This window comes from Neisseria sp. HMSC055H02 (genome assembly GCF_001813335.1).
In the GTDB taxonomy this organism is placed as follows: Bacteria; Pseudomonadota; Gammaproteobacteria; order Burkholderiales; family Neisseriaceae; genus Neisseria; species Neisseria sicca_C.
This window is the reverse complement of record NZ_KV812098.1, coordinates 1-489: the sequence shown is the minus strand read 5'-3', so window position 1 is coordinate 489 and position 489 is coordinate 1. Positions and strand designations below refer to the sequence as shown.

The following is a 489-nucleotide window of genomic DNA, read 5'->3' as shown; positions in this document are numbered from 1 at the left end:
GTGGCGTATGCGCCGCTCGCGCTGGAGTCTTCGCCGTTGCGTGCCTGTACGTCGGGGTTCACTTCGCCGTCGTTGGTATGGAAGAACTTGATACCTTGTTCGTTCATACGGCCTACGGCTTCGATGACGTTGTTGGTCACGTACATGCCTTGGTCTTCGACGTTGTAGGTCACGAGGCTGTAACCGTTGGACTGGGCAATCTTGGTCTCGTTCGTAACGTTGGTCACGTTCGGATTGTTGCTGTTGTCCACCAGGGTAATGTTTTTGATATTACCCAAGCCTGCTTTGCCGTCCGCTTCGACTGACGGCGGTGCGGTGTTGACGTTGCCGCCGTTGCTGCCGATCAGTTCATAAACCTGGTGCAGTTGTCCGCCGTTGACGGCATCGGTGCTGCCTGCGGCGACGGTGCCTGCGGCGACGCCGGTCACTTTCTTACCGCCTGCGTTGATACCGTCGGCAGTGATGTTGACATCGCCTGCTTTCAGACCG

Annotated in this window: 1 pseudogene; it reads right to left on the bottom strand. The window is 57.5% G+C overall.

Annotated features, from left to right (window positions below):
- Positions 1 to 489 (bottom strand): annotated as a pseudogene (locus HMPREF2907_RS07990) (hypothetical protein); the annotation flags it as partial.